This is a genomic window from Pseudomonas sp. R3-52-08, from assembly GCF_003851745.1.
Taxonomy (GTDB): Bacteria; Pseudomonadota; Gammaproteobacteria; order Pseudomonadales; family Pseudomonadaceae; genus Aquipseudomonas.
The window spans coordinates 4009534-4033340 of record NZ_CP027730.1; the positions used below are offsets into that span (position 1 = coordinate 4009534).

General features: G+C 61.9%; 20 protein-coding genes. 6 read left to right on the forward strand and 14 right to left on the reverse strand.

Annotated features, from left to right (window positions below; translation table 11 throughout):
* Positions 1–89: 89 nt before the first annotated feature.
* On the reverse strand, positions 90–1544 hold the full coding sequence (locus C4J91_RS18470) for an MFS transporter (RefSeq protein WP_124363647.1): 1455 nt from the start codon (positions 1542–1544) through the stop codon (positions 90–92).
* A 133-nt stretch (positions 1545–1677) separates the two neighbouring features.
* Between C4J91_RS18470 and C4J91_RS18475 the strand changes: the two genes are divergently transcribed.
* Complete coding sequence (locus C4J91_RS18475) at positions 1678–3444, forward strand: S8/S53 family peptidase (RefSeq protein ID WP_124363648.1); 1767 nt, start codon at positions 1678–1680, stop codon at positions 3442–3444.
* A gap of 145 nt (positions 3445–3589) precedes the next feature.
* Here the strand turns inward: C4J91_RS18475 and C4J91_RS18480 are convergent, their stop codons facing one another.
* From C4J91_RS18480 to C4J91_RS18515, 8 genes are all read right to left on the reverse strand, one after another.
* Positions 3590–4996 (reverse strand): amino acid permease, encoded by a 1407-nt coding sequence (locus tag C4J91_RS18480; protein ID WP_124363649.1) that lies wholly within the window; start codon positions 4994–4996, stop codon positions 3590–3592.
* Positions 4997–5176: 180 nt separating this feature from the next.
* The gene (locus C4J91_RS18485; RefSeq protein WP_124363650.1) at positions 5177–7753 is read right to left on the reverse strand and encodes a hypothetical protein; all 2577 of its coding nucleotides are present in this window, start codon (positions 7751–7753) and stop codon (positions 5177–5179) included.
* A 52-nt stretch (positions 7754–7805) separates the two neighbouring features.
* Entirely contained in the window at positions 7806–8207 is a 402-nt protein-coding gene (locus C4J91_RS18490; protein WP_124363651.1) for a hypothetical protein, read from the reverse strand.
* A gap of 160 nt (positions 8208–8367) precedes the next feature.
* Positions 8368–10101: an OPT family oligopeptide transporter gene (locus C4J91_RS18495; RefSeq protein ID WP_124363652.1), complete on the reverse strand. Its 1734-nt coding sequence runs from the start codon at positions 10099–10101 to the stop codon at positions 8368–8370.
* A gap of 84 nt (positions 10102–10185) precedes the next feature.
* The gene (locus C4J91_RS18500; protein ID WP_124363653.1) at positions 10186–10812 is read right to left on the reverse strand and encodes a glutathione S-transferase family protein; all 627 of its coding nucleotides are present in this window, start codon (positions 10810–10812) and stop codon (positions 10186–10188) included.
* A 68-nt stretch (positions 10813–10880) separates the two neighbouring features.
* Positions 10881–12938, reverse strand: coding sequence for a methyl-accepting chemotaxis protein (locus tag C4J91_RS18505; protein WP_124363654.1), 2058 nt, complete (start codon positions 12936–12938; stop codon positions 10881–10883).
* A gap of 240 nt (positions 12939–13178) precedes the next feature.
* Positions 13179–13874 (reverse strand): tRNA (adenine(22)-N(1))-methyltransferase TrmK, encoded by a 696-nt coding sequence (locus C4J91_RS18510; RefSeq protein WP_124363655.1) that lies wholly within the window; start codon positions 13872–13874, stop codon positions 13179–13181.
* Positions 13875–13887: 13 nt separating this feature from the next.
* Complete coding sequence (locus C4J91_RS18515) at positions 13888–14598, reverse strand: FadR/GntR family transcriptional regulator (RefSeq protein WP_124363656.1); 711 nt, start codon at positions 14596–14598, stop codon at positions 13888–13890.
* 337 nt (positions 14599–14935) lie between these two features.
* Here C4J91_RS18515 and C4J91_RS18520 point away from each other — a divergent pair, with 337 nt between their 5' ends.
* Both C4J91_RS18520 and gudD read left to right on the forward strand, forming a co-directional pair.
* Positions 14936–16297, forward strand: a complete 1362-nt coding sequence (locus C4J91_RS18520) for an MFS transporter (protein ID WP_124363657.1) — start codon at positions 14936–14938, stop codon at positions 16295–16297.
* Positions 16298–16315: 18 nt separating this feature from the next.
* Positions 16316–17641 carry a glucarate dehydratase gene (gene gudD, locus C4J91_RS18525; protein ID WP_124363658.1) on the forward strand — a complete coding sequence of 442 codons (1326 nt, stop codon included), beginning with the start codon at positions 16316–16318 and terminating at the stop codon, positions 17639–17641.
* A gap of 44 nt (positions 17642–17685) precedes the next feature.
* Here the strand turns inward: gudD and C4J91_RS18530 are convergent, their stop codons facing one another.
* On the reverse strand, positions 17686–18063 hold the full coding sequence (locus C4J91_RS18530; RefSeq protein ID WP_124363659.1) for an addiction module antidote protein: 378 nt from the start codon (positions 18061–18063) through the stop codon (positions 17686–17688).
* A gap of 1 nt (position 18064) precedes the next feature.
* Positions 18065–18367, reverse strand: coding sequence for a type II toxin-antitoxin system RelE/ParE family toxin (locus tag C4J91_RS18535; RefSeq protein WP_124363660.1), 303 nt, complete (start codon positions 18365–18367; stop codon positions 18065–18067).
* 387 nt (positions 18368–18754) lie between these two features.
* Here C4J91_RS18535 and C4J91_RS18540 point away from each other — a divergent pair, with 387 nt between their 5' ends.
* The 3 genes from C4J91_RS18540 (at position 18755) to C4J91_RS18550 (ending at position 20821) form a co-directional block, all read left to right on the forward strand.
* The gene (locus tag C4J91_RS18540; protein ID WP_124363661.1) at positions 18755–19366 is read left to right on the forward strand and encodes a transferase; all 612 of its coding nucleotides are present in this window, start codon (positions 18755–18757) and stop codon (positions 19364–19366) included.
* A 123-nt stretch (positions 19367–19489) separates the two neighbouring features.
* Entirely contained in the window at positions 19490–20518 is a 1029-nt protein-coding gene (locus C4J91_RS18545) for an alpha/beta fold hydrolase (protein ID WP_124363662.1), read from the forward strand.
* Between the two features lie 132 nt (positions 20519–20650).
* Positions 20651–20821, forward strand: coding sequence for a DUF2986 domain-containing protein (locus C4J91_RS18550; RefSeq protein WP_124363663.1), 171 nt, complete (start codon positions 20651–20653; stop codon positions 20819–20821).
* Here C4J91_RS18550 and C4J91_RS18555 read toward each other — a convergent pair.
* From C4J91_RS18555 to C4J91_RS18565, 3 genes are all read right to left on the reverse strand, one after another.
* The gene (locus C4J91_RS18555; protein ID WP_124363664.1) at positions 20793–21788 is read right to left on the reverse strand and encodes a GlxA family transcriptional regulator; all 996 of its coding nucleotides are present in this window, start codon (positions 21786–21788) and stop codon (positions 20793–20795) included. The two genes, C4J91_RS18550 and C4J91_RS18555, sit on opposite strands and share 29 nt — an antisense overlap.
* 4 nt (positions 21789–21792) lie before the next feature.
* Positions 21793–22335: a cysteine hydrolase family protein gene (locus C4J91_RS18560; protein WP_124363665.1), complete on the reverse strand. Its 543-nt coding sequence runs from the start codon at positions 22333–22335 to the stop codon at positions 21793–21795.
* A gap of 128 nt (positions 22336–22463) precedes the next feature.
* Positions 22464–23675, reverse strand: a complete 1212-nt coding sequence (locus C4J91_RS18565; protein WP_124363666.1) for a YeeE/YedE family protein — start codon at positions 23673–23675, stop codon at positions 22464–22466.
* Positions 23676–23807 lie beyond the last annotated feature (132 nt).

Below are 23807 nucleotides of genomic sequence, written 5' to 3' on the forward strand. Positions count from 1 at the left end.
AAGGCTCGATCTTTAGGCCCGCTGGGGACGTAAACAATCGTCGTTGCACCTCGAGCACCAACGGCCTGGGCGCGCCCACCTGCCTGCCCTCAATCAGCCGCCTGCGACAATGGTCGCGCCACCTGCTCCAATGCCTTGCGCTCGGCCGCCACACCCCAAATTGCCTGCACCAGGGCAGCCGCACACATCAACGCTGCCCCGATCAAATACCCCACAAACAAACTCCCGCGCTGTTGCGTTTGTATCAATTGCCCAAACAAGGTCGGGCCGATGATCCCGCCCAGCCCCGTGCCGAACGCATAGAACACCGCAATCGCCAGCGCGCGTATTTCCAGCGGGAAGGTCTCGGCCACGGTCAGGTACGCCGAACTCGCCGCTGCGGAGGCGAAGAAGAAGATCACCATCCAGGCCACGGCTTGCTGGGTCACGTCGAACCAGCCTTGCTGGAACGCGTAGCCACTGAGCGCCAGCAACACGCCGGAGGTGGCGTAGGTGAAGCTGATCATCACGCGCCGGCCGATCACGTCAAATAACCGCCCCAGCAGCAGCGGCCCGCAGAAGTTGCCGAGGGCGAGCGGCAAGACGTACCAGCCGACGCGCTCGGCGGGCACGTCGTAGAAGTCGGTGAGCACCAGCGCGTAGGTGAAGAAGATCGCGTTGTAGAAGAATGCCTGGGCGGTGAGCAGGGTCATGCCGACCAGGGCGCGACGGCGAAAGCTGACGAACAGGGTGTGGAAAATCTCCGCCAGCGGTGTGTGGTCGCGCGCGTGCAGCCGCAACGGCGGGGCGGTCACTGGGGCCAGTGCGTGGCCTTGTTCGCGCAGGCGCGCTTCGATGCCGTCGACGATGCGTCGCGCTTCGTCGTGCTGGCCGTGAATCAGCAACCAGCGCGGGCTTTCCGGCAGCCACAGGCGCATCACCAGGATGACCAGGCCCAGCGCGGCACCGATGCCGAAGCACAGCCGCCAGCCGAGGTCGCCACCCACGACCTGCGGGTCGAGCAACACAATGGCGCCACCGGCACCGAGGGCGGCGCCCAGCCAGAAGGTGCCGTTGATGGTCAGGTCGACCCAGCCGCGATAGCGTGCCGGGGTGAATTCCTGGATGGTCGAGTTGATTGCGGTGTATTCGCCGCCGATGCCCATGCCGGTCAGGAAGCGGAACAGCAGGAAGGTTTCCAGGTTGAAGGAGAACGCCGTGGCTGCGGTGGCGCCCACGTAAAGCCACAGAGTGATGAAGAACAGTTTGCGTCGCCCCAGACGGTCGGTGAGCCAGCCGAACAGCAGCGCACCCAGCACGGCACCGGCGATGTAGACGCCACCGGCAAGGCCAATGTCGACGTTGCTGAGGTTCAGGCCGGTGCTGCTTTTCAGCGCGCTGGACACCGAGCCGGCCAAGGTCACTTCCAGGCCGTCGAGCAGCCAGGTGATCCCCAGGGCGAACACCAGCAAGGTGTGGAAACGGCCCCAGGGCAAGCGGTCCAGGCGCGCGGGCAGGTCGGTCTCGAACAGCGTGCCAGGGGTATTTGAGTGTGGCTGGGTCATTGTCACATCCGTCCATGTGCACTGCCTCGTCCAGTTAGGAGTGAGGCTTGGGCGAGGGAGTTCAACGTGGTCGCGCTGAACGAACGGCGGGTGGGTGGAGTCGCAGTATCAGGCCCCGGCAAGGAACCCACTGATGCCTCTGAATAATGCTGCCCTCGCGATGCTGCTCACCCTGGTCGCCAGCACGGCGGCCATGGCCCAGGAGCCGCTGCGACTGGAAAACCTGAAACGCTGCGGCGACCTGCTGCAAAGCCGGGAGCAGGATTGGTGCCTGAGTGCGCGCGGGCTGGGTGAAGCAACGCCGCAGGTGAAACTGGCGGGCAAGGCGCTGCCGGCGCAAGCCCTCCAGCGTGACGGCGACCAGTTGCGCCTGCGCCTGGACGGCACGCGCTACCAGAGCGGCCCGTTGTGGCTCGAAGACGGCCCGCGCGCCAGCAACGCGGCCTGGCTGACCCTGCGCAATAGCCATGTCGTCGCCGCCGGGCCCAGCGAAGTGGCGAAGAACATGGACGGCCTGACCACCTATGTCGACCTCGTCAGCGTGCTGATCGAGGAAGACCACGATGGCCGCCAGGAAGCCGAGCGCCTCGCGCGCAAATATGGCGCGAGCGTGGTCGGCAGCATCGCGCCGCTGAACCTCTTCCAACTGCGCCTGCCGGCCACCGACCTGCTGCAGCGCGACGCCTTGGTACTGCGCCTGGGCGGCGAGACCAGCGTGGATGCGGTGGTGATCGAAGAATCCGCCGCCGAAGAAACCGAGCACACTGCCGCGCGCCACGAAAAACCGAAGAAGCCATCGCCCGACTCCGATGAATGGGCCGCCAACCGCTTTCTCGATGCGGTGGCCTATTATCAGCGGCGCATCCCGGGCCAACACACACCTATCACACCGCAACCGGTGCGCATCGGCCTGATCGAGCGCGGCGTGGATTTCGACACCGCAGATTTCGCCGACTACCTCGGCGCCTGCGCCCCCGGGCGCACCTGCGTCTACGCCCGCGATACGGGTGCGGCGAGCGGCCATGGCACCACCGTCGCCGGCATCCTCGCGGCAGGCTGGGACAACGGCGGCAACACCGGCTTTCTGCGTGGGCTGGACAAGGCCAGCGGTGGCTTTGACGTGATTGTCGAGCGCAACTCCGATGCCGGCATCACGGCCAACATCGCCGCCTCGGTCAACCTCGTGGAGGACGGGGTGCGCGTGCTCAACTGGAGCTGGGGCATTCATCGCGTCGGAACCAAGGACGTCAATGGCAATGACGTCGACTCGCTGGTGCGCTCGGGAATTGCCATGAGTGGCTACGAAGAATTGCTCGAAGAGTTCTTCCTGTGGCTGCGCAAGGAACACCCTGATGTGATCGTGGTGAATTCCGCCGGTAACGGTTCGGCATTCTCTGGCAGCGACGAGTACCGCCTGCCCTCCTCCTTCATCACCGAGCAGTTGCTGGTGGTGGGCGGACACCAGCGTAACGTGCGTGGCGGCGTTGCCGTCGATGACCCGGCCTATGCCCTTACACGCAGCTCCTCGAATGTGGACATGCGCGTCGACATCACTGCTGCCGCCTGCGCCCACGCGTCCACGCCCGAGGCCGGCCAGGAAGGCGCCGTGCATTGCGGCACCTCCTACGCCACGCCGATGGTCGCAGGCTTGCTGGCGGCGATGCTGTCGATCAACCCGCAGCTGCAACCCGAACAGCTGCGCATGCTGTTGCGCCGCAGCGCCATGGCGATCGGCGAGAATCACGACTTTGAACGCAGCGACGCCCAGGACCTCACCGCGCCGATCCTTCCGTCGGAGCGCAACTACCAGCTCAACGACAAGGACGTCGGGCGCTCGGCTCGGTTGGATATGCAAAAGGCGCTGGACCTGGCGGTGCAAAGCCGGACGCGGGTGCGCTGAACCGCACCTGATCGTTCCCACGCTCTGCGTGGGAATGCCTCCTGGGACGCTCCGCGTGCCACCTACTGCGTACAGATGACGCAGAGCGTCACGGCCTGCATTCCCACGCGGGAGCGTGGGAATGATCTTTGAACCGGGCACATGATCAGGAGTGTTCCAGCGCCACCGGTTTGACCGCCTGCCCCTGCTGACGCGTAGTGACCAGGCCGATAAACGAGATCACCAGGGCCAGGCCAATCGTCGAGGATACTTCGGTACGGTGTTCCGGCGTCACCATCATCACGGCCAGCGCCGCGCAGATGAACACGATGACCAGATAAGTCAGCCAGGGGAACAGCCACATGCGAAAGGTCAGCTCGACGTTCTGCTTGAGCAGCAGCCGACGCATGCGCAGTTGCGAGATGGCGATGACCAGGTACACCAGCAACGCGATGGCACCGGAACTGGCAAGCAGAAACTGGAACAGGCCAGCGGGCATGAAGTAACTCAGCAGCGTCACTCCCGCACCCAGGATGGTGCTGGCGATCACCGCCGCCCTGGGCACGCCCGCCGCTGAAGTGCGTTTGAGGGCGCGTGGCGCATCGCCGCGTTTACCCAGGGAGAACAGCATGCGCGAGGAGATGTAGATCGAGGAGTTCATGCAACTGGCCACGGCGATCAACACCACCAGGTCGACCATGAACTTGGCGTTGGGAATGTTCATCAACTCCAGCGCGCGCTGGTAAGAGCCCACGGATGCCAGCAGGGGATCGCTCCACGGCACCACGGAAATAACGATCGAGATCGACAACAGGTAGAACACGCCGATGCGCCAGATCACCGAGCGTGTCGCCTTGGCGATGTTTTGCGCCGGGTTGCTCGATTCGGCAGCGGCGATGGTCACCGCCTCGGTCCCGATGAAACTGAACATGATGGTGATGAATGCCCCCACTACGGCCGATAGGCCATTGGGTGCAAAGCCGCCGTGCTCTTGCATCAAGCGGCTCAAGCCGCTGACTTCACGATCCGGAATCCAGCCCATCAGCACGCTGAACCCCAGGCCGATGAAACCGACGATGGCGATGATCTTGGCCATCGCGAACCAGAACTCGAACTCGCCATATTTGGCAACGCTGAACAGGTTGGTGATCACCAGCAAAATGATCGACAACAACGCAAACAACCATGCATCGACCTGAGGAAACCACTGATTGAGCACATGCCCGGCAGCCAGCGCCTCGATCGGAATCACCAACACCCAGAACCACCAATACAACCAGCCGATGGTGAAGCCTGCCCAACGGCCAATGGCTTGGTCGGCATAGGTGGAAAACGAGCCGGTGTCGGGGCGCGCCACCGCCATCTCCCCGAGCATGCGCATCACCAGCACCACCAGCAGGCCGGAGCACAGATAAGCCAGCAACACCGCCGGCCCCGCCGCCGCGATGGCATGCCCGGAACCGACAAACAACCCCGCGCCGATGATGCCTGCGATGGACAACATGGTGACGTGGCGCGGTTTGAAACCCTGCGCCAGCTGCGCGTTGGAATCGTTGGAGTTGAGACTATTCATTGTTTTTGTGGTTCTCGGGCGACCAATACCCCTCACCTTAAGTGCGCAGGACAACGCCAAAGTAGCCTGAGTGCGGCATCATCGTGTCTGATCTCGACATCGGCCAATCGACTGCAACGTTTGAGGGCACAGCATGCGCACCGGGCAATCAATGGGGACGCATGATTGCCCGACAGCCCATCACGCTGCTGTACCGGACTTGAATAGCTCGCTCATGAGGTCAGTTGCCGCCCCATGCCCGAAGACATCAGCGGAATCACGCTGGGAAGGATCCAGTGTGCCTTCGGCTCTGATGCTTTGCCCGGTATAAACCAACGTTCCTTCCAGCACTTCGACCGCGCTGTGATAACCCAAGCCGACCAAAAATGCACCCGCCCCTGCCGCACGCGCATAGCGCTGGTCCTGCTCGGCGGGCGCCAAGACCGACATAGGCATGATGGTGCCACCGTCTTGAGCGCGCGGACCGTCGGGCAGCGCACCCACGTATTGATCGTGTGCGCTTACGCCGCGCAGCATGTCCCAAGCCTGTAAAATCTCGGCCGGCGACGCTGACATATGCCCGACAAGCGGCTCGGTCGTTTCTTTGACACGGGCCGTCCCAATGTCAAAAACCGCCCAGCGATTGTCAGGAATACGTTCAGATGCGGGGACATTGAGCGCCTTATCCGCTTCCAGCCCGTTGTTATGTACGCCTGCTCGAAAAGGCATGTCGGCTGGCGAATCGAACGCACGGACTTTTCGTTCAGCGCGCTTATCCGGGCCTACCGCCGCAGAGCCGCCGTGCTCGCGCATACGCTGGACAGCGGCGGCATCGGGCACCTCCAGCCCCTGTGCCTGGAGCTGACGGTTGAGCGCCGTCATCAGCCCCTGGTCCGCGTTGCCGGGAGTGGTGTAAAACCCGCCGATATCGCCCATCAACGCGATGGCCACCGCTCTGTCGGTGGCGCTCGCCGCCCCGCTACCGGCGCGCGCCAACGCAGCCAGCAAGTCATCGGTTGTTTGTCCTGCCAGCAGCCTGCCTTCTCCCAATAAATGAGCCCCCAGCAGGTTTTGATGCTGGGGGCTCAGGTTCGAGACCACCCGGTGCAATACGCCGGCGGCGCCGGCCAGCTCTTGAGTCAGGACGTCGCTGGGTTTGTAGAGCACGTTTCTCGCTGCGACGGTTTGCGCCAGCGCCAGCGCCTTGGTGGCCGTTCGAGCGGGCTGGCCCGCCGGGTTGCCATGGGTGATCTGTTGATGCGTGGCGTCCTTGGCCTTGAGCACATCATTAAAGACCGCAGCGTCCTTGGCGGCGTTTTCCAGGGCGCGGGCATTCATGAAAAGCTTATCGCCGATATGCTCGAAGCCGGGCCGTTCGGAAAAGGCGTGGTGCAGTTTGTCCTGCACAGTCGGATGGGTCAGCGCATAAGTAATTTCATCCATCGAATGCCCACCATCCACATAAATGAACAGCAAGGCTTGAATGGCCAAATAGGTCTCAAGGTCCTCAGGGCGGGTATTGGCATGCACATCCTTGCACGCACGCACTGCCCCCTGCTCAATCACAATTGAACCCGATGGTCCGTTGACGTAGGTCCCCGTGCCTTTTTCAAAAAACGTCTTCAGGTAAGAACCCGGTTTGGATGCATCGGGATGCGCGGGGTCCTGCATCTCTAGTCTGTCGGGGCAACGGGTGCTGGCGCTGGCCAGCAATTGGCTCTGGTAATCGCTTTCATACTTGATGTTGAAAGGGTCGTTCAGGCGCAAGTCCCTGGGCGTCGCATCGATATTTCGCAAGATGCCGACGTTATGACTGTCTGCCTGTCTGAACAAGTTACCTTCTCGAGCGTTGAGTTCAATACGGCCTTTTCCGGGTGCCCTGATGGGATCAAACACGCCGCCCCAATGGCCTGACGGAAGTTTTGCCTCGACATCCGGTTCATTCTTCAGCGCGTAGCTGAGATAGCGGTGTTTGTAGATATCAAACAAGGCCGTCCTGGCCTCGGGCGAGATATTCAAAGTTTCCAGGGTTTTCTCGGCACGCGTATAGAACCCCTGGAGTTGATCCAGGCCCACGATGCTTGTGTCGAAACTCTGGTTTTTCCAAGCCGCCTCATACTTCTCGAACAACGGCGCAGACACGTAGTTGTCCTTGATGTAATTCACTTGGTTATTTGAAATATCGACAAATTTTTTATAGGTGTCCGGCGAGCGGAAATAATCTTGCAGGGCATGCTTGGCATAGTAGCTTTCGAATGCGCGCCGTACCGGGTCGTTGACCATTTTCAGCCTCATCGAACCTTCGGCAGCTTGCGTCGAGCCGTTGGCGACCAGCTTGGTCAGCTCTGTTCTACGCTGCTCTGGATCGGTGATGCCACGCAGTCGGCTAAGGATCTTCTGGGTTTCGGTGTCAGCCGGACTCGCGATTCTGAACCGGTTCAAACCCAGGCTCAGCGCACCATCCTTGATGGACGCCTTGCCCGGCGCGATACGGTCCTGGGAGTGTTTTTCAACGATGTCGCTGTCAATCACGGCGTTATAAATAGCGCCGTTTCTGATTTGCGCGACCTGCGTGTCGCCATAAAGAAAACTGACCGGGCGTTCCCGCCCGTCGGCTTTGAGCGTTACCGTGGGCAGGGCGTTAGAGGTGACATCTATAGGCTTGTTTTTTATGTAGTCGAAGTTCTTCACAAACTCGACATTCTTCAACACCTGGCTATCTGCGTTAGCCTGTAACTCGGCCGCCGCGCGGGAGGCGTTATCATTCGTGATCGGCATAATAGTGGTTGCCTCTAGCCATGAATAAGATAGCGAACGTCGTAGCGACTGGTTATTTGAAAATACTGTGCAGCGATGTCATCAGTTTGAAAAATCCATCCAGCGCTACCTGCAATGTTTTGGCTGAACCCATGCATGCATCGTCCAACAGGGCTTTGACTTCGTAACCGCGCAGACCTTTGCCTAACACGGGCTGGCCCGTCACCACGAATGGCAACGCATGCTGCAGTAAAAGCAGCAGTTTTTCCGCGTGGATATTCAGCGTGGCGCTGTTCAGATTGTTTAACTCACTCCACATCCACACCCCACGACGGTCGGCAGTGAGCATGATCGGGCTGATCGTTTTGAAGTTAAGTGCGATCGATGAGTGGCGATCAAAGTAGCCGATGTGTTCCTGGGGTACGCCGAGGTCCACCAGGGTTTCGCGTAGTGTTTTCGCAATATCAGAACTCACAGCCTATCCCTTCAAGCGTAAGCAACCTTGCTTCTGGAGTTATAACTGGCGTCCCTGAGTTATCTCTTGGCGCCCCGCTCAGTGAATATGAGAGAGGCGAGAGATGAGTGGCGGCCGTCCACCAATAGTTCCATCGGGCAATAGCAGCGCGATTCGCTTATCAACTCGCCTGCATCATCATCTGCCACAAGGAAGCCCCCACGCCGGTGATGCTCTCGCCGGCGATAAGCCCGGCCGCTGCGGTAATCGCAAAACGCTCGGTAAGGCTTGGCCAACGGCAGCTGATCACCCAGGTCACCACCGCCCCCAACGCCATCATCAGCGACACGGAGGCCGGCAATACAAACGCCAGTCCCAATGCCGCAGCGCTGGGCAGATAGCGGGCACGATCGACAGGCAACATGCTGTCGAGCACACCCAGCACTGCGCCGATCAAGGCCGCGATGGCAATCGCCCAGCGAATGCTCGGCGACAGTGAGTCCAGCCCGTGGGTCAGGGTTTGCGCCACGGCTTTCCAGGTGGCCACGGCCGGGGCCGGCCATTGCTCGGTGAGCAGCATGCTCTGGGGGTCGGGGATCAGTGCCAGGTAGGCGAATACGCCGACGATGCTGCCGACGAAAATCCCCAGAATTTGCGCGATAACCTGCTTGTGTGGGGTGGCGCCAATCGCCTTGCCCACCTTGAAGTCGTTCATCAAGTCCGTGCATTGCCCGGCCGAACCGCCGGCCGTGTTGGCGCTCATCAGGTTGATCGGCACCTGCCCCGGCGCGGCGATGCCGAAGCTCAGTTGGGACAGCTGACCGATTGCGCCAATCGGCGGTATACCAGTGGCCCCCACCACCCGCGCCGCCACGGCAGCCAGGCAGATTGCCAGGGGAATGGTCAACAGCGCCATCCACAGGTTGATACCGAACAACAGCGCCTGCAGGCTCACCACCAAGCCGATCGCCAGGATGAAGCCGGCGGCAGGGCCCGGTTTGGGCAGCGTCCACGGGGTGCCGCCGCCAGCCCGGGTGGAGCGGTGCAGCGCCCACAGTCGAATCGCCAATGACGCCAGGGTGGAACACACCATCAGGCTCACCCCCGGCCACAGCAGCCATTCCACCAGCGCGGCAAATTGGGGGCCGCTGCTACCCGCTGGAATGCTCACCAGCCCTTGGGCCAACAGCCATGGCCCCAGCCCGCCCCAGGCCAGCACGGCGCCGAGCAGCAAGGTCAGGCCGACGCGAATGCCGATGATGCCGCCGAACCCCAGTAACAGCAGCGAAGGGTCTGCGCTAAACGTCAGTCGCTCAAGCTGTGCGGTCGGCGACCAGCGCGGCAGCGCCCACAGGAAGGTGTCCACCCACTTGACCAGCCCCGACAACATGGCGGCGCTGAGCAGCACTTTCAAACGTGTCGCGGCTTCGCGCCCGTGGTTGTAGATATGCAGCAAGGTCTCCAGGGTGGCCATGCCTTCGGGAAACTTCAGCGCCTTGTCATTGAGCAGTGAGGGCCGCAGGTACCACGCGATCCAGATGCCCAGGAAGCTCACCGAAAACACCCAGGCAATCATCGGGATCGCCTCCAGCTGGTTGCCCGTGAGCAAGGTGTAGGCCGGGATGGGCGCGACCAGCCCGCCGGAAATGATCGACGCGGCGGCCGAAGCGACGGTCTGGTTGATGTTGCTTTCGTGCAGCGTCCACGGCACCGTCGCAGCAGAGCGTTTGGCCAGGCCCTGCCAGACCGCATAGCCAATCAGCAACGCGATGATCGACATGTTGAACGACCAGCCGATCTTGAGGCCCGCGTACACATTGGACGGGGTCAGCAGGATACCGAGCAGGATCCCGGTTATGACTGCCCTCAGGCTGAGTTCGCGTTCTACGGGGTGGGTTGACGAGATGGGATGCATGCAGATTCCTTTCGACCAGAAGACAGCGCCACTGGTTAAGTGAGCGCTGCCTGGCGCAAAGGTTCAGCGGTCCTTCATGCGCCTCTATTTGGCGAACGCATACTCACCGCCCTGCTCCACCGCCTTGCGATAAGCCGGTCGTTGCTGGAGCTTGTCTACCCATGCCGCCAGGTTCGGGTATGCCTGCAGCTTGCCCTGCGCCTTGGCAATCTCGCCGATAAAGCTCATCTGGATGTCCGCACCGGTCAGCTCGTCACCCACCAGGTACGGGGTTTGCCCGAGCACGTCATTCAGGTAGCCGAGGTAGTTGGCCAGCTCCGATTCAATGCGCGGATGCAGCGGCGCGCCGGCTTCACCCAGGCGCCCGACGTAGAGGTTGAGCATCAGCGGCAGCATGGCCGAGCCCTCGGCGAAATGCAGCCACTGCACGTATTCGTCGTAGCTGGCGCTGGCCGGATCAGGCTGCAGTTGGCCGTTGCCGTGGCGGCGGATCAGGTAGTCGATGATCGCGGCCGATTCAATCAGTACACGGGAGCCGTCCTCGATCACCGGCGATTTGCCCAGCGGGTGAATGGCCTTGAGCTCGGGAGGCGCGAGGTTGGTTTTCGGGTCGCGCTGGTAGCGCTTGATCTCGTAGGGCAGGCCCAGCTCTTCGAGCAACCAGAGGATGCGCTGGGAGCGCGAATTGTTGAGGTGGTGAACGGTAATCATAGGGGGGCAGCTCCGTTAGGGTTAAGGAGAAGACTACACGACGACGGCAGAGTGCCCTGAATGGGCGCTCAGTCCAATCGAAACCGCGCCGTGTTAGCACTCAACGCCCGGCTGCCCTTGCTCAGGCTGTCGGCGGCCTGATTGACCGCCCGTGCGCCGTCGAGCAAGCGCCCGGCCGCCTGGTCCACCTGCTGGATATTGCCGCTCACCTCGTCGGCCGTCGTGGCCTGTTCTTCCACGGCGGCGGCGATTTGCGCCAGGGTGTCGGTGACGTTCTGTACGGCACCGGCGATTTCGCCGAGGCGCGTGCCCAGGCCGGTGACGGATTCGGCGTCACTGAGCGCCTGGTTGCAGGCGGCGCCCATCAGGCTGACGGCCTGGCTGACCGTGGCGCGCAGGCTGTCCACGGTGCTGGCGATCTGCGCGGTGGACGCCTGAGTGCGTTGCGACAGGCTGCGCACCTCATCGGCGACCACGGCAAATCCGCGGCCTTGCTCGCCGGCGCGGGCGGCTTCGATGGCGGCATTGAGGGCCAGCAGGTTGGTCTGCTCGGCGATCCCGCGAATGGTATCGACCACCGATTGAATCTGCTGGCCCTGCTGGCTGACTTGCTCCAGCGCGTTGGCGGTGTCGGTCAGGCGCTGGTTGAGTTGCTGGATGCTGGCCGTGGTGCGCTGGCTGTCGCGGCTGCTGTCCTCGGCGATACGCCGGGTCTGCTGGGCGCTGTCGGCAGCCTGCTCGCAGCTTTTGGCGACGCCCAGGGAGGTGGCGGCCAACTGGGTGGCGGCCGCAGCGATCTGGCTGATCTGGTGTTGCTGGTCTTCGACTTCGGTGAGGGTGCTGCCCGATTGCGCGTTGAGAGTGAGCACGGTGGCGCCCAGCTGCTGGGTTTCATGATTGACCCCGAGCAGGCTGGCGCGCAGTTGCACCACGGCGACGTTGAGCGCCGTGCTGATGGCGGCCAGTTCGTCGCGCCCCTCCACCGCCACTTCGACGCGCAGGTTGCCGTCACGCAAGGACTCGGCCAGCGTCGTGATGCCGCTGGCGCTGCGGCGGATCGACGCTTGCAGGCAGACGAACAGGTACAACGCGGCCAGCGCCAGCAGGCTGAACGTCGCCGCCACGGGGATGAAGTGCTGCAACGAGCGCTCACGGTAGTAACTCAAGCGTGCGTCGAGCGAATGCAGCGACTGGCTGCGTAACGCGCCCAAGGCCGCGAGCATGGCGTCAACGCTTTGGTCGAACGCGGCGGTGTCGAGCTTGATGGTGCCGCCGAAGACGCCGTCGTCCAGGGTCTTCAGCTCACTGTCGAGGCGTTGCAGGCTGGCTGCGTATTGCACCGTCCAAGGCTCCAGGCCTGGGTATTGCCTGGCTTTGAGCGCGCCTGCCGCCTTGACCAACTGGTCGCGCGCATCACCGATGCGGCCGCGCAGGTCGCGCATCTGCAAACGGCTTTGCAGGGTGAACTGGCCCGAGGCGATCGAGGATTGGCCGACGCTGGCCGTGCGCCCGATACGCTCGATCAGGTCCGGGGTGTGCTGGCTGGAAATCTGCATCAGCAGGTAGGTTTCCAGCCACGGATCGAGGATCAAACCGGCATCCAGGGTGATCTGTTCGCGCAGCGATTGCATCGCAGTCAGAGCGGCGGTGAAGCGGTCATAGCCATCCGGCCACCAGCCGACGGTGCGCAGGGCCTGGGTGTCCATGCCCTTGACCGCAGCCTGCAAGGTGTCGAAGCGCGCCAGGGTATCGGCGCTGGCGTTATGGGTTCTGAGCGCGTCGCCCAGGGTTTGCAGGCCTTGCTGGATCACTGGGCTGCCAGCGTCCACCTTGTCCATCGCGGCCTGGGCGGCAGGGGTTGGCGTATGCAGAATATCCAGGGCTTTCCAGCGGGCGGCCAGGTTGCGTTGGGCGGTCAGTTGCACATCGAGCGAGTCCAGCGCCAACAGTTGGCGCACACCGGACTGTTCGCTGGAGATCACCGCGAGTTTGTCGCGGTAATCCTGGCCGATCATCCACAAGCTCCCGGCCAGCGGCAGCATGAACAGGAAGAACAGCACCTGGAACTTGCGCGCGAAACCGAACCGTCCAAGCAGGCGGATACCCGGTGATAAAAGTCTTTGCATGCCCTGCAACTCCCCTGAACAAACTCAAGCTTCACAGCGTGTGAAATAACTAACGGCAAAATGCCATGTCATTGATTAGCAAGATATGGGCCGCAGGTTGAAACCTTGGCGATAGGCGTAATGGCACCGCGAAACCGACCGACGGTGCGCGAAAATGGGGCAAAAGCACTCAGTGGCGGGCAGGCCCTGTAACCGCCGGGGACAAAAGTTTCGGGGGAGCTACGCTGTACGCGGCGGCGTTCAGCCCAGCACATGGGTAATCCATTGGATGTGCTGGGCAATTTCTTGCCGTTTTGCTTGCGGCACCGACTGCCTGGCCTTCTCGAAACCGGCAAGCGTCTTGTGTTTCTCGCGCAGCAGGCGTTGCCATTTCGCCACGAACATCGGGGTGCGCGCCTGCAGGTGCAGCGGTCCGAAGTACAGCTGCTCATCGGTGTAGTTCACCGGCCCGCTACGTTCGGCGACGATGATTTCGTAGTAGAAGCGGTTCTCATGCAGCAGCTCCTCGTGCAGGATTCGGTAGCCGTTGTCCATCAACCAGTGGCGCAACGGTTGCTCGCCGCCGTTGGGTTGCAGGATCAGGCGTTCCTGGCCGCTCAACCGCGCTTTACCGCTGTCGAGGATGTTGCGGATCGTCTCGCCGCCCATGCCGCACAGGCTGACGGCGGTGATGGCGTCGTCTGGCTCGATCGCTGCCAGACCATCGGCCCGGCGTACGCGGATGCACTGCTCCAGGTCGTTGGCGTGTACGGTGCGCTGGGCCGCGCGAAAGGGCGTGGCCGCGGCCTCTCCCGCCACGGCTCCGGCAATCACACCACGACGCATCAGCGCCACCGGCAGGTAAGCATGGTCCGAGCCGATATCAGCCAGGCGCGCGCCAACCGGCACCCATGCCGCTACGCGCTCCAGGCGCATGGACAATGTGTGTTCGTTCAACAGGGATTCCTTGTCATTCGCCGGAAAATCGATCCCGGCTATTGGTCAAATGCAGCACCATCGCCGCCCGCGCGGCATCCGGATCCTGGCGCTTGAGCGCATTGAAGATCGCCTCATGCTCCAGGTTCGCCAGTTGCCCCAGCTTGGCAAAATCCGCGCCGCCGCGCTCGGCGCCCAGCACCAGTGCGCGGGGGATCATCGCGGTGCCCAGGTGCTGCATGATTTCGCTGAAAAACGTGTTGCCGGTGGCCTCGGCGATCAGTTGATGAAAGCGCTTGTCTTCTTCCACGCAGCTGTCGTTGTTGGCCAGGGAGGCCTGGTAGTCGTCCAGCGCCTGACGCATGTGCGCCAGTTGCTCGTCGGTACGGCGCAGCGCGGCCAGCGCCACGGCTTGCACTTCCAGGCCCAGGCGCAGCTCCAGCATGTTGCGCACGCTGGCGACCGTGTCCACATGCAGGCGCAAGCCTTGCTGGGGCTGTTGGGCCAGCACAAAGGTGCCGATGCCGTGGCGCGTCTCCACCAGGCCAGAGGCTTGCAGCTTGGAGATGGCTTCGCGCACCACCGTACGGCTGACCCCGTGCTCAAGCACGATGGTGGATTCGGACGGCAGTTTTTCACCGGGTTTGAGCTGCCCGAGCAGGATGCGCTGGGTCAGTGCGTCGACCACGCCCTGGGCCAGGTTGGTGGAGCGTTTGCGCACAGCGGGGGCGTTTTCAATGGTCATTGCCAGGTTCCACGGGGTTGGGCAGGTGGGAGCTTAACACTGGGCTCAGGCGCGGCGCTGGGTTGATTCATGAAACGATTAACTTGTATGACAACCAACCTGAAACACTTCAGTACCATTTCTGTATCGGGGATTTTTTGCCGGGGGTTCCGACGGCTACAAGGCTTCTAAAACCCATTAAAAATCTAACAAATAACCAAAATAATGCCTGCTAGCGGCTTTTATAAGAATAAATACAGATCCCAACGCATTGCAGTTTTCAAAAAACAGCTTGTATGATGTCTGGCAACAAAACACGCAAACCCGCATAAAAACAAATCAGGGGGAGTTTTGAATTGTGAACAATTCAAGCCATGCATCTGCCACACCAGAAACTGATTCGGTGCTCATCCGCGCCGTGAGCAAAGTGAAGGGCCACGTGCTCCCACTGTTCGTGATCATGTTCATCCTCAACTACATCGACCGGGTCAATATCGGCTTCGTGCGCACGCACATGGAGCACGACCTGGGCATCGGCGCGGCGGCCTATGGCTTCGGTGCCGGGCTGTTCTTCATCGGCTACGCGATCTTCGAAGTGCCGTCGAACATGCTGCTGCAAAAAGTCGGCGCGCGCATCTGGCTGACCCGCATCATGTTCACCTGGGGCATCGTCGCCACGATGATGGCGTTCATCCAGAACGAAACCCACTTCTACATCCTGCGCTTTTTGCTGGGCGTGGCTGAAGCGGGCTTCTTCCCAGGCGTGATCTACTACTTCACCCGCTGGTTGCCAGGCGTGGAGCGCGGCAAAGCCATTGCGATTTTCCTCAGTGGCTCGGCGGTTGCGTCACTGATCTCCGGCCCGCTGTCGGGTGCGCTGTTGCAGATCGAAGGCCTGGGCTTTCACGGCTGGCAATGGATGTTCGCCATCGAAGGCCTGGCCTCGGTGGCGCTGGGCTTCTTCGTGTGGTTCTGGCTGGATTCCAAGCCCCATGACGCAAAGTGGCTGAGCCGCGAAGAACAGGACGCACTGGTGGGCGCCATCGATCAGGAACAGCGCGATCGCGAAGCCCTGACCACGGTCAAACCGACCATCGGCAAACTGCTCAAGGACCGCCAGATCATGCTTTTCTGCGCCTTGTATTTCTGCATCCAACTGACGATCTATGCGGCGACGTTCTGGCTGCCGAGCATCATCAAGAAAATGGGTGACCTGAGCGATGTGCAGGTCGGGTTCTTCAACTCGATTCCCTGGCTGATCTCGATCATCGCCATGTACGCCTTCGCATCGCTGTCGGGCAAGTTCAAATTCCAGCAGGCCTGGGTCGCGGCAGCCTTGTTGATCGCGGCAGCCGGGATGTTCATGTCCACCACTGGCGGGCCGATCTTCGCCTTTGTGGCCATCTGCTTTGCGGCCATCGGTTTCAAATCCGCTTCTTCGCTGTTCTGGCCGATCCCACAGGGCTACCTCGACGTGCGCATCGCCGCCGCAGTGATCGCGCTGATCAACTCCATCGGCAACCTGGGCGGCTTTGTCGCGCCGACCACCTTTGGCTTCCTGGAACAAACCACCGGCTCGATCCAGGGCGGGCTTTACGGCCTGGCCGGCACCTCTGTGCTCGCGGCCATCCTGGTGTTTTTCGCCAAGACGTCACCGTCTGCCGGCTTGATATCGCCCAGCGTTGCGCCGACCGGCGCCGCCGTCAGCAAATCTATTTGAGCGTATAAGGACTTTGCCATGAACACGCCTGTTGTCACCCATTTCCAAGTCATCCCGGTCGCCGGCCACGACAGTATGCTGCTGAACCTCAGCGGCGCCCACGGCCCTTATTTCACCCGCAATATCGTCATTCTCAAGGACAGTGGCGGCAACACCGGCGTAGGCGAAGTGCCCGGTGGCGAGCGCATCCGCGAAACCCTGGAAGACGCGCGCGGCCTGGTGATCGGCCAGCCCATCGGGCAGTACCAGCGCATCCTCAATCAAATGCGCACCACCTTTGCCTCACGGGACGCGGCCGGTCGTGGGCTGCAAACCTTTGATCTGCGTATCACCATTCACGCCGTTACCGCGATGGAGGCCGCCCTGCTCGACTTGCTCGGGCAATTCCTCGAAGTACCGGTAGCGGCCCTGCTCGGAGAGGGCCAGCAACGCGATGCGGTAAAAATGCTCGGTTATCTGTTCTACATCGGTGACCGCAGCGCAACGGACCTGGCCTATCGCAACGAGGCCGACGCCGACGACGACTGGTTCCGCCTGCGCCACGAGAAAGCCCTGACCGCCGACGCCGTGGTACGCCTGGCCGAAGCCGCCAAAGCCAAATACGGCTTCAACGACTTCAAGCTCAAGGGCGGCGTGCTGAGTGGCGATGCAGAAATCGAAGCCGTTACGGCCCTGGCCGAACGCTTCCCCGATGCGCGCATCACCCTCGACCCGAACGGCGCCTGGTCACTCAAGGAGGCGATCCGCCTGTGCCGTGACCAGCATCACGTACTCGCCTATGCCGAAGACCCCTGCGGTGCGGAAAACGGTTACTCGGGCCGCGAAGTCATGGCCGAATTCCGCCGCGCCACGGGCCTGAAAACCGCCACCAACATGATCGCCACCGACTGGCGTGAAATGGGCCATGCGATCCAGCTGCAATCGGTGGACATTCCCCTCGCCGACCCGCATTTCTGGACGATGCAGGGCTCGGTGCGGGTGGCGCAACTGTGCAACGAGTGGGGCCTGACCTGGGGTTCGCATTCCAACAACCATTTCGATATTTCCCTGGCCATGTTCACCCAGGTGGCCGCCGCCGCACCCGGCGAGATCACTGCCATCGACACCCACTGGATCTGGCAGGACGGCCAGCGCCTGACCAAGGCGCCCCTGCAGATTGAAGGCGGCTACGTAAAAGTGCCGGCCAAGGCGGGCCTCGGGGTGGATATCGACATGGATGCCGTGGCCAAGGCCCATGAGTTATACAAAGGCATGGGGCTGAGCGCGCGGGACGACAGCGTGGCGATGCAGTACCTGATTCCAGGTTGGAGCTTCAACAACAAGCGACCTTGCCTGGTGCGGTAAGGCCTCAAGGCAAAGCCGGCCACTGTCTTCAGTGTCATAGTCGATTATTGGCCGGCGGTCGCCGGCTTTGCCCCAGGCGCTTGCCTGCTCGCAATCGGCTGCACCGTCAGCTCCACCCCCAATGCCACCATCAACTTCTGGATCGTCTCATAGCGCGTTTTGGAGCCGCCCTTAAGGGTTTTATAAAGACTCTCCCGATTAACTCCCGCCGCCTCGGCCACCTTGTTCACGCCCTGGGCCTTGGCCACCTCGGCAAGGGCCTTCATGAGGACGTGCGGGTCCTGAGACTTCATGCTCTGCGCCAGATAAGCGCTGATAGCCTGCGGATTGTCGAGGAAGCGTGAAGCTTCGTAGACGCGGGTACCGGATGTATCCAGATCGAGGATCGGCATGTCCTCCGGTTTGAATTTCGATTTGCTCATTTCATCTACCTCTCAGGGCATCGAGGATCTCTTTTGCCCGCTTGATTCCTCTTTTCTGGTCGGTTTTATCGCTTCCCCATAACATCAAGTAAGCGGTGATGCCCGTGCGTACAAAATAAATCCTGTAGCCTGGCCCGACAAAAACACGCATTTCGCTCAGGCCGTCGCCGACAGGCGCACAGTCACCAAAATTGTTCTCTTCGGCGCGGTCGAGACGGGTCAGCACCGCTGCTTTCCCCCAAACATCCTTCATACCGTCGAGCCATGTATCAAACTCGGGCGTCCTGCCAATCGTATTGATCACAAAGCCACATGTAGCCTACTGGCTACTCCCCGTTGATGCCAGTGAATTTTTAATTGCGATGAAAGCCGCAAGCAAAACCCTAGTCCAGCACCCGCCCGAGCGGCTGATCGATACTATTAGCACCTGTTTCCCCCGCGTTTAAAGCGGCCGATCAAACAACGGCGCCCCGGCGTGGCGCCCTGATCGCCCGGTGACACAGCATAAATCCAATGTGGGAGGGGGCTTGCCCCCGATAGCGGTCTATCAGTAAAAAATGGCTGACTGGCACACCGCAATCGGGGGCAAGCCCCCTCCCACATTTGGATCGGCGTAGGCCAACCCATGTAAAAAGTCACCTGGCTCGCATTATTCTGTCCTGACGCTCGCAGCCCGAACCGGAGGCTTTCCATGAGTTCACCCAACATCAGCACCTTCATTACCCAATGGCCCTCACTCGGCCTGACTCCCCCAGCCGCCTGGCAGGTATCCCAAGACTGCGCGAACCAGGTGCTGACCCTGCTCTCGCGCCTTGGTGCAGGCTTTCGCCGCCAAGGTAACTGCGCCATCCATGAAAGCGCCATCGTCGAAGAAGGCGCAGTGCTGAAGGGCCCGATTATCATCGGCGAAGGCTCATTCGTGGCAGCGGGTGCATACCTGCGGGGAGGCGTTTATTTGGGCAGCCATTGCATCGTAGGGCCCAGTTGCGAATTGAAAAGCACCTTCATGCTGGATGGCAGCAAGTTGGCGCACTTCAATTTTGTCGGCGACTCACTGATTGGCGAAGGCGTGAATATCGAGGCCGGCGCGATCATCGCCAATTATCGTAACGAACTGAATGGAGCAGCGATCAGGATCCGCCATGCAACCGGCGTGATAGAGACAGGCGTGAACAAATTCGGTGCCTTGGTGGGCGATGGCTGCAAGATTGGCGCAAATGCAGTCATCGCTCCCGGCGCGCTATTGCTACCCAACAGCCATGTTCCACGCCAGGGGTTGGTTGACCAGTTCGCTTACGATTGAGCTGCAGGCGGCTTCCTTGTTCAGGATGATCCGTAAAGCGTTCGGCGGTAAAAGGTCTGCGCGCCTACCAAAACTGCCTGTTCCAGTTCATGCTGCGCCCTCACTTCAAGGACGATAAAAACAGTGAAAACCGCCCTCGCCGCCCTGTTCCTGATTTGCCTGACCGGCCACGCATTCGCCAACGACTACCCTGTCGGCTTCAAAACCGCCACGCTGTCCGATGTACACAACCTGCGCCCGCTGGAATTAGTGGTCTGGTACCCCGCGCTAACCGAAGCCACGCCACGGCTGATCCGAGACGACGTGGTTTTCTACGGCGCCCTCGCCGTACCCGACGCACCGCCGGCCAACGGCGAACATCCGCTGGTGGTGCTTTCTCACGGCTATCGTGGCAATTGGGGCAATCAGGCGTGGTTGGGCAGTGCGTTGGCCCGTCAGGGTTATATCGTGGCGGCGGTCAACCATCCGGGCAGCACTACCAAAGATCGCAGCCCCGCCGCCGCCGCACGGTTGTGGCAGCGGCCCGAAGACCTGAGTCGTGCCATTGACTCGGTGCTTGCACAGCCCAAGCAGTTCGGCGCCGTGGCGCAAAGCCGCATTGCACTGGCAGGTCACTCCCTCGGCGGCTGGACCGTGCTGGAAAGCGCCGGTGCGCGTTTTGATCCCGCGCGCTTCGCCAAGGATTGCGGCGTCCATCCACAACTGAGCAGTTGCAGCGTCTACCAGCAAATGAACCCCGCCGGTACTCCGGCTGGCGAGGCTCAATTGTCTGCTGACTTGAGCGACAAGCGCGTCACTGCGGTGGTGTCCCTGGACATTGGTCTGTCGCGCGGTTTTACCGATGCAAGCCTGGCCGCGCTGCCCATGCCGGTACTGGTAATCGCCGCTGGCGTGCCATCCGTGGAATTGCCTACGCAACTGGAGTCCGCCGACCTGGCCAAGCGGCTCCCCAAGGCGTCAACGCAATACGTGGAAATCAGCGATGCGAGCCACTTCAGCTTTATGGCGCAGTGCAAACCCGGCGCAGCGGCAATGCTCGACGAGGATGCGCCCGGCGACGGCATCATTTGCCAGGATGGCGCGGGCGGGCGGCCTCGGGCGGCGATCCAGCAGCAGGTGGTCACGCTGATCAGCAAGTTCCTCGCGCATTAATCTGTGGCGAAGGCGCTTGCTCCACCGCCGCAGGTACAGCGCATCCTTGACGGGTATGCCTTTCAATCTAGGACCACGGCCACGGTTTTCAAACTGGTATCATCCGCGCCCTCCCCCATCAGGCCAACACACATGAACCGCCAGAAAAAACTCAAGCAGCTCTTCAAGGCCAAGGCCAAAAAGGCCAGTGCCAAACTGGCGCCGAAGAGCAAAGATACATACGTCAGCAAGGCGGACCGTTTAAAGCTGGCGGCCGAGACCGGCCAGGAGTCGGTTACGCCCCCTGAGACGCTGGCTGAATAAGGCGCATCGCTGAAGGCGTGCCCGTTTCATATTTGCCCCAGATACGCCGCAGGTGGCGCGCCGAACCAAAGCCTGCGCGTTCGGCGACGGTTTCGATGTCCAGGCTCGACTCCACCAGCAGCTCGCGAGCCACGGCCAGGCGCAGACGGTGCAGGTAATCCAGCGGGCTGATGCCGACATGCTCGTGGAACAGGCGCGCCAGATGGCGGCTGCCGGTGCAGGCCAGGTCCGCCATGCGGGTGACGGTCCAGGCGTCGCAGGGGGCGGCAGCAATGGCGTCTTGTACACGATGGACTGCCGGGTGCAGGTGATTACGTCCGGCTATCCACGGCGATAACTGCGGGTCTGCGCCGCCGCGACGCAGGTACACCACCATGTCCCGCGCGACGGCGCACGCCAGCCTTGGCCCGGCACGCTCGGCAATCAAGTGCAGCATCATATCGATACCGGCGGTGATCCCGGCGCTGCAACTGACCCGACCATCGGTGACGTACAGCCGGTTTTCCAGGACCCGGGCCTTGGGCGCGAGGGCCTGGAGGGTGGCGCACAGCGTATGGTGCGTGGTGCATTGGCGCCCGTCGAGCAGGCCGGCACGGGCGGCAGTCAGCGCACCGGCGCACACGCATATCAAACGCTCGGCAGAGGGCGCGAACACCGTCTGCAGCCACTGCACCAGGCTGTCGCTGGCGGATTCGAAGGCCTGCTGGCGTGCTTTGTCCACCTTCATGCTGGAGCCGACCAACACCACCAGGGTGCCCGGCGCCAAGCGGGTCGGCAAGGGCGCCAGACCGGTTAACGGCAAACCGATGGAGCTGTGCAGGGATTCCACCGGGCTGACGTACTGCAGCTCGAAATCCACCGCCGCCGGGTCGTCGGCCTGCGCGGCCAGGCGCAGCACTTCGGCAGGCCCCGCCAGGTCGAGCATCAGCACATTGGGCAACAGCACGAACAGCACCGGCACGCTCATGGATTCACGCCGCCAATGCCTGGGCGACGGTGACGATGCGCGCAAACCGATCCTCCAGCACCAGCTCCGTACGCTCGCGTATCTCCGCCGAGGTGTACACCCGGCCGCTGCGTGCGTGGGTCATCGGGAAGGTCAGCGTAGCCTCACTGACGAAGTCGACGTTAAAACCGCTGTCAGAAGCCTGCCGCGTGGTGGTTTCACAGCACTGTTCGGTACGAATGCCGCTGATGATCAAGGTGGTGACACCCATCTGCGTGAGGCGCGCGGCCAGCGATGTACCGGCGAAGGCGCTGTGGTAGCGCTTATGAATGACCAGCTGCGGATCGATCGATAACTCGCTCAATGTCTTGACGTTACCCGATGCCATCGAAAAGTGCCCTTGGTCTTCCACATGAAAGACTTGTACCACCGGGATGCCCTGCTGAACACAGCCGTCGATGAGGGCCTGCTGGTTTGCCAGGTAATCCGGCAGGTCGTTTTCGGACCAGTAGGGTGAATGACGGAATGAATGCTGGGCATCGATCACGATCAGGGCTTTGCGGTTCATGGCGGGTCCTTTGGGCTTGAGTATGGGGCGGTTCTGCAAGCCATGGTAAAGACCCTGCCGGATGCACAACAGGCGCAAGGCGGACCGGTTCAGGACCGATTCGGACATGCCCCTGGATACCCTGCCATTCAGCAACCACTCAAGGCGACCTGGGGCCGTTCGCCGGCGAAGAAAAACGGTCGCAGGCGTACGCCCACGCTATTGCCGATAAACGCCGCCACCAGCCACAGCCAACCATGCAAGCTCCCCGAGGCAATGCCGCTGAAGTAGGCGCCAATGTTGCAGCCGTACGCCAGGCGCGAACCATACCCGAGCAGCAAGCCGCCGATGACCGCCGCGATCAACGAGCGCGCCGGGATCTTCAAGCTCGGCGCGAAACGCCCGGCCAGGCCGGCGGCCAACAGCGCGCCAAGAATAATGCCGATGTCCATGACGCTGGTGATGTCTTCCCAAACCGGTGCGGCCAGGGCCTTGGCATTGCCCGGCACCTGCCAGAACGCCCAACTGGCCACGTCCACCCCCAGCCCGCTCGCCACCTTGGCGCCCCACAGCGCGAACGCTGAAGTAATGCCCCATGGCCGCCCGGCCAAAGCCAGCGTGGCGTAGTTGAGCAAGGCCAAGCCAATCGCCCCCCACACCAACGGCCACGGCCCGCGCAGGAAGCGACGCAGCCCCCGATGTTCGCTGGTCACGCCGGCTTCAAGTTGGCCATGGCGGCGCTTCTCCAGGCGCACGGTCACCCACGCAATGAGCGCGAACACAGCCAGGCTCAGGAGCAACGCCGGCAATACGCCGAAACTTTTGACGATTGAAACAGGCGGGAACGACGGCAGGGCAAACCACCAGTCAACGTGGTGGGTGGCGATCAACGATCCGCAGATAAAAAACAGCAGAGTCACCAGCATGCGCGCATTACCGCCGCCCACGGTGAACAGGGTACCTGACGCGCACCCGCCGCCCAGCTGCATGCCGATGCCGAAGATAAACGCGCCGAATACCACCGACACCCCGGCCGGCGCCACCAGCCCGACCACCGGCTGGCCGAACAAGGTGCCCGCGCCCAGCGCCGGGAAGAACAACAAGACCGCCACCGCCAGCATCACCATCTGCGCGCGCAAGCCGGCGCCGCGCCGATCATTGATAAACACGCGCCAGGCCGAGGTAAAACCAAAGGCGGCGTGGTACAGCGTCAAGCCCAATGCGGCGCCGACGCCCAGCAACAACACCTGGCGCACACCCACTGTGTTTTGCAGGAATACGGCGCCCGCCATCAGGACGATAAAGGCCACCAATGGCGCGAACGGCTTGCGCGCCGGGGTTACGGAAAGGGAAGTGCTCATGGGGACCTCAATGTGTTTGAAGCTGGCCAGTATAAACCCGGAGCGATGCCGGGCAGGCGCGGTCGTTCTGGTACCCGCTGTTGCCGGGTCAAATTTCAAGCAAAAAAAAGCCTGCATCTCTGCAGGCTTTTC

Excerpts from the sequence above, each read along its gene's own strand:
- C4J91_RS18470 (WP_124363647.1), bottom strand. The coding sequence starts at position 1,544 with ATGACCCAGCCACACTCAAATACCCCTGGCACGCTGTTCGAGACCGAC.
- C4J91_RS18475 (WP_124363648.1), top strand. The coding sequence starts at position 1,678 with ATGCCTCTGAATAATGCTGCCCTCGCGATGCTGCTCACCCTGGTCGCC.
- C4J91_RS18480 (WP_124363649.1), bottom strand. The coding sequence starts at position 4,996 with ATGAATAGTCTCAACTCCAACGATTCCAACGCGCAGCTGGCGCAGGGT.
- C4J91_RS18485 (WP_124363650.1), bottom strand. The coding sequence starts at position 7,753 with ATGCCGATCACGAATGATAACGCCTCCCGCGCGGCGGCCGAGTTACAG.
- C4J91_RS18495 (WP_124363652.1), bottom strand. The coding sequence starts at position 10,101 with ATGCATCCCATCTCGTCAACCCACCCCGTAGAACGCGAACTCAGCCTG.
- C4J91_RS18500 (WP_124363653.1), bottom strand. The coding sequence starts at position 10,812 with ATGATTACCGTTCACCACCTCAACAATTCGCGCTCCCAGCGCATCCTC.
- C4J91_RS18505 (WP_124363654.1), bottom strand. The coding sequence starts at position 12,938 with ATGCAAAGACTTTTATCACCGGGTATCCGCCTGCTTGGACGGTTCGGT.
- C4J91_RS18515 (WP_124363656.1), bottom strand. The coding sequence starts at position 14,598 with ATGACCATTGAAAACGCCCCCGCTGTGCGCAAACGCTCCACCAACCTG.
- gudD (WP_124363658.1), top strand. The coding sequence starts at position 16,316 with ATGAACACGCCTGTTGTCACCCATTTCCAAGTCATCCCGGTCGCCGGC.
- C4J91_RS18530 (WP_124363659.1), bottom strand. The coding sequence starts at position 18,063 with ATGAGCAAATCGAAATTCAAACCGGAGGACATGCCGATCCTCGATCTG.
- C4J91_RS18540 (WP_124363661.1), top strand. The coding sequence starts at position 18,755 with ATGAGTTCACCCAACATCAGCACCTTCATTACCCAATGGCCCTCACTC.
- C4J91_RS18550 (WP_124363663.1), top strand. The coding sequence starts at position 20,651 with ATGAACCGCCAGAAAAAACTCAAGCAGCTCTTCAAGGCCAAGGCCAAA.
- C4J91_RS18555 (WP_124363664.1), bottom strand. The coding sequence starts at position 21,788 with ATGAGCGTGCCGGTGCTGTTCGTGCTGTTGCCCAATGTGCTGATGCTC.
- C4J91_RS18560 (WP_124363665.1), bottom strand. The coding sequence starts at position 22,335 with ATGAACCGCAAAGCCCTGATCGTGATCGATGCCCAGCATTCATTCCGT.
- C4J91_RS18565 (WP_124363666.1), bottom strand. The coding sequence starts at position 23,675 with ATGAGCACTTCCCTTTCCGTAACCCCGGCGCGCAAGCCGTTCGCGCCA.